Source organism: Micromonospora maritima, assembly GCF_902825405.1.
GTDB classification, from domain to species: domain Bacteria; phylum Actinomycetota; class Actinomycetes; order Mycobacteriales; family Micromonosporaceae; genus Micromonospora; species Micromonospora maritima.
In genome coordinates this window covers 1-4,284 of sequence record NZ_CADEAU010000456.1, presented here as the reverse complement: position 1 = coordinate 4,284, position 4,284 = coordinate 1, and the positions used below count along the sequence as shown (strand labels likewise).

Annotated in this window: 3 protein-coding genes and 1 pseudogene; 1 reads left to right on the top strand and 3 read right to left on the bottom strand. The window is 72.3% G+C overall.

Annotated elements, in window-relative coordinates:
• Positions 1–259: 259 nt before the first annotated feature.
• On the bottom strand, positions 260–1,738 hold the full coding sequence (locus tag HUW36_RS26965) for a glutamate-cysteine ligase family protein (protein ID WP_174530711.1): 1,479 nt from the start codon (positions 1,736–1,738) through the stop codon (positions 260–262).
• Positions 1,739–1,990: 252 nt separating this feature from the next.
• Positions 1,991–2,572 (bottom strand): YceI family protein, encoded by a 582-nt coding sequence (locus HUW36_RS26960; protein WP_174530710.1) that lies wholly within the window; start codon positions 2,570–2,572, stop codon positions 1,991–1,993.
• 101 nt (positions 2,573–2,673) lie between these two features.
• On the opposite strand from HUW36_RS26960, the gene HUW36_RS26955 reads away from it, so the two are divergent.
• Positions 2,674–3,168: a MarR family winged helix-turn-helix transcriptional regulator gene (locus HUW36_RS26955; protein WP_174530709.1), complete on the top strand. Its 495-nt coding sequence runs from the start codon at positions 2,674–2,676 to the stop codon at positions 3,166–3,168.
• 204 nt (positions 3,169–3,372) lie between these two features.
• Here HUW36_RS26955 and HUW36_RS26950 read toward each other — a convergent pair.
• Positions 3,373–4,284 (bottom strand): annotated as a pseudogene (locus HUW36_RS26950) (XRE family transcriptional regulator); the annotation flags it as partial.

Here is a 4,284-nt window from a genome sequence, read left to right as displayed (position 1 = left end):
CTCGTCGGGGCGCCCCGCGCGGGCCGCCACCGACCGTTCCGGCCGCGCGGTACCGCCTCAGCGGCAGCCCGAGGCCGCTCTGCCGGCCACCGACGCCCCCGACGGCGCGGAGGTAACCCCGCCCGCCCTCACCGACGAAGCGAAGACCCGCCGCAAGCCCTGACCACCCCGGTCCCGCCGCAACCTCGCCGACGTGGCGGGAACAGAGGCGGTCCGATGCCACCACCTCCCCGACGTGGCGGCTGGCCGACGGGCCCGGTCAGTCGACCGGCCAGGTGTGGACCGGTTCGTTGCCGCGCTGCAACTCGGCGTAACGCTGGACCATGTGGTGCAGCGCGGCCTCCCGGTCCATGCCCTGGTGCCGCTCCGCCGCCCACACCGTCTCGGTCTGCCAGACCGCGCCGTTGCGGCCGGTACGGCAGCGGCCCTCGATCACGCCGAGCAGGCGGTCCCGCTCGGCCGGGGCGACGCCGAACCGGTCCAGCCCTTGCGCGGCCACGGGCAGCAGCGTGTCGAGCACGAGCCGGGTGACCGGCACGTCCCCGACCCGGGGCCAGTGCAGCACCGCGTCCATGCCGCGCCGGGCGGCGGCGTGGAAGTTCTCCTCGGCGGAGCTGAACGTGAGCTGGCTCCAGATCGGGCGGTCCGACTCGGCCAGGCCACGGGCGAGGCCGAAGTAGAACGCCGCGTTGGCGAGCATGTCCACCACGGTCGGGCCGGCCGGCAGCACCCGGTTCTCCACCCGCAGGTGGGGGCGGCCGTTCATGATGTCGTAGACCGGGCGGTTCCAGCGGTAGACGGTCCCGTTGTGCAGCCGCAGCTCGCCGAGCTGGGGCACGCCGCCGGCGTGCAGCACCTCGACCGGGTCCTCCTCCTCGCAGATCGGCAGCAGCGGCGGGAAGTAGCGGACGTTCTCCTCGAACAGGTCGAAGATCGAGGTGATCCAGCGCTCGCCGAACCAGACCCGGGGGCGTACGCCCTGGGCCTTCAGCTCGTCCGGGCGGGTGTCGGTGGCCTGCTCGAAGAGGGCGATGCGGGTCTCCGCCCAGAGCTGCCGGCCGTAGAGGAACGGCGAGTTGGCCCCGACCGCGACCTGGACGCCCGCGATCGCCTGGGACGCGTTCCAGTAGTCGGCGAAGCTGTCCGGCGCGACCTGGAGGTGGAACTGGAGGCTCGTGCAGGCGGCCTCGGGCGCGATCGAGTCGGTGTGCGTCCGCAGCCGCTCGACACCGTTGATGTCCAGTTCGATGTCCTCACCGCGGGCGCCGACGATCTGGTCGTTCAGCACCCGGTAGCGCTCGTCGGTGGAGAGGTTGTCGGCGACCAGGTGGCGCTCGGTGAGGGTGGGCAGGATGCCGACCATCACGATCGTCGCGTCGGACTTGGCGGCCCGCTCGTCGGCGCGGCTGAGACTGCTGCGCAGATCCTGTTCGTAGTCGGCGAAGCCGCCGCCCTCGATCAGCCGGGGTGAGGCGTTCAGTTCGAGGTTGAACTGCCCCAGCTCGGTCTGGAACAGCGGGTCGGCGATGTCGGCCAGGATCTGGTCGTTGCGCATGGCCGGCTCGGCGGTGGCGTCGACCAGGTTCAGCTCGATCTCCAGCCCGGTCATCGGCCGGTCCGCGTCGAAGCCGAAGTCGTCGAGCATCAGCGCGAAGACGTCCAGGCACCGCCGGACCTTCTGCCGGTAGCGGACCCGGTCCTCCCGGGAGAAGGCGCCCTGCTCGACGTCCCTGCCCATGTGTCCTCCCGGCGCCGGTGCGACGGAACCGTACCGTTCCGCAACGCATTGTGAACCATCCGCGTGGTGTGCGTAAGTGCGCCGGGGTCCGGTGGCATCCGTCGCCCGGTCGCAGGTCTGCACCTGTACCCAGCGGGAACGTCGCGCAGCACCCGGGACCGAAGAACAACGCGTGACAATTCGCACGAGGCCGCGTACGCGAACGGGCCCGCACCGTGGAGACGGCGCGGGCCCGTGGGCCTGGTGTGTGGCTCAGCCCTGGCGGACGGCCTCGCCCTCGATCTCGATCTTGACCTTCTTGCCGACCAGGACGCCGCCGGTCTCCAGCGCCACGTTCCAGGTCAGACCGAAGTCCTCCCGGTCGATCTCGGTCGACGCGGAGAAGCCGAAGATGTCCTGCCCGAACGGGCTGCGGCCGACGCCCTCGAACTCCACCTCCAGCTCGACCGGACGGGTCACGCCCTTGACGGTCAGGTCACCGGCGAGCACGAACTCGTTGCCCGAGCGCGACTTCACACCGGTGCTGCGGAACTCCAGCGTGGGGAACTGCTCGGCGTCGAGGAACTCGGGGCTGCGCAGGTGCGCGTCCCGGTCCGCCTGCGCGGTGTTGATGCTGGCGGCCTGGATGGTGGCGGTGACCGTGGACTGCAGCGGGTCGTCGGTCACGGTGATGGTGGCGGTGGCGTCGGCGAACTCACCGCGCACCTTGCTGACCATCATGTGCCGGGCGACGAAGCCCACCCGCTTGTGCGCGGCGTCCAGAAGGTAGGTGCCGGGGGCGGGGATGGTGAGGCCCTCCCAGTCGCGGGTAGTCGCCTCGGTGCTGCTGGTCATGATGCTCTCCTCCGGAGAAGATTGTTGAGTAGCCCAACGGCTGACTGAGCAACTATAGCCACGACAATATTCCCTGTGTCAAGTGTTGCTAGGATGGTGGCGTGGACCAGAACGTGTTCGACGACCCCCGGATCACCGCCGTCGGCCTGCTCGTCGAGGCGTACGCCGGGCTGTCCGCCCGGTTCGCCGCCCAGTTCGAGGAGCACGGCCTGTCACCTGTCGAGTTCGAGGTGCTCACCCGCCTCGCCAGGTCACCCAACAACCAGTTGCGGATGACCGACCTCGCCGCCCAGACCTCGCTCTCGACGAGTGGCGTGACCCGGGTGGTGGACCGGATGGAACGCGACGGCCTGATCTGTCGCCGAGCCTGCCCATCCGACCGGCGCAGCTCCTTCGCGGTGGTGACCGCCGCCGGCCTGAGCCGGCTGGACGAGATCCTGCCCGGCCATCTGAAGATCATCGAGCAGTGGTTCACCGGCCAACTCGACCCGGCCCAGCTGGACGGGCTCCTGGACGGCCTGCGCCGGGTGCGCGATGCGGTCCACCCCGGTGCCACCGCCGGCAGCACCGAGCCGGCCGGAACCGCCGGCTACTGAGGCACACCTACCGGTCGGTCACCGGCAGAATCACCGGCAGAACCGCCCAACGACCATGACAAATACCGACATACGCCCCCGAAATTCCCCGCGTGCACCGATAGGCTTCCGGCAGCGGGGGGCACCGGGGGGTGCTGGCGCGAGCGTGGAGCGAGGGGCAGCACCAGGGGGCTACTTCGCTCGCGCCACCCCCGCGCCCTCCGCTCAGCCCCGCCGCGCGCGATCCCGCTGCGCCACCAGGGCGTAGAGCAGTTCCTCCTCCCGGGGCAGCAGACTGACGCCGGTGGTCTGCCGGGCGTGATCCAGCCGGTCCAGCACGGTCACCTCGCCGGTGCTGGCCGCCAACCCGACGAGCGCCTCGACCAGGTCCCGCCGGTCCGCGCCGCCGGACGCCGCCTCGGCCGCGGCGGCGAACCACTCCGTGGCCAGCTCACGATCTCCCCGGTGCAGGGCCACCTGGCCCTCGATGAGTCCGCGGAGCGCGTCCTCGGTACGGGCGTCCCGGCCCGCGCCGGGCGGGTCGAACCGCTCGGCGGCCGACGGCCGACGGGGCCTCGGCACCGGTCCGGACGGCCACAGCTCCGCCACCACGGCCGACGCGTCGTCGATCCGCCCCTGGAGCGCGAGCGCCAGCCCGACCGAGCCGACCACCCGCCGGAGCCGCCCGGGATCGCCCAGCTCCACCAGCGCCGCGGCGGCCCGCCGCCCCTGCTCGACCGCCTCCGCGTAGCGGCCCTCCAACCGGGTCAGCTCGGCCAGATCGGCCCGGGCCAGCAGGCGCAGGCGCTGGTCGCCACACTGCGCGGCCAGCCGGTCGACCGTGGCCAGCCGCCGCCGGGCCCCGGCCAACTGACCCGCGCGTACGTCGTGCCAGGTCAGGTGGTGCTGGGCGACCGCCATCTCGCGTACCCGGCCGTGCCGGGTGGCCAGTGACAGCGCCGCCTCGGCCTGCTCACGTGCCTCGTCGTGCGCGCCGAGCCCGCGCAGCAGCGCACAGAGCACCGACCGGGCGGACAGCTCGCCGGTGACGTCGCCGACCTCGGTGAACGTGCCGAGCGCCGCCCGCGCCGCCGGCAGCTCCTCCGCCCCGGCACCGTGCTCGACGGCCAGCCGGGC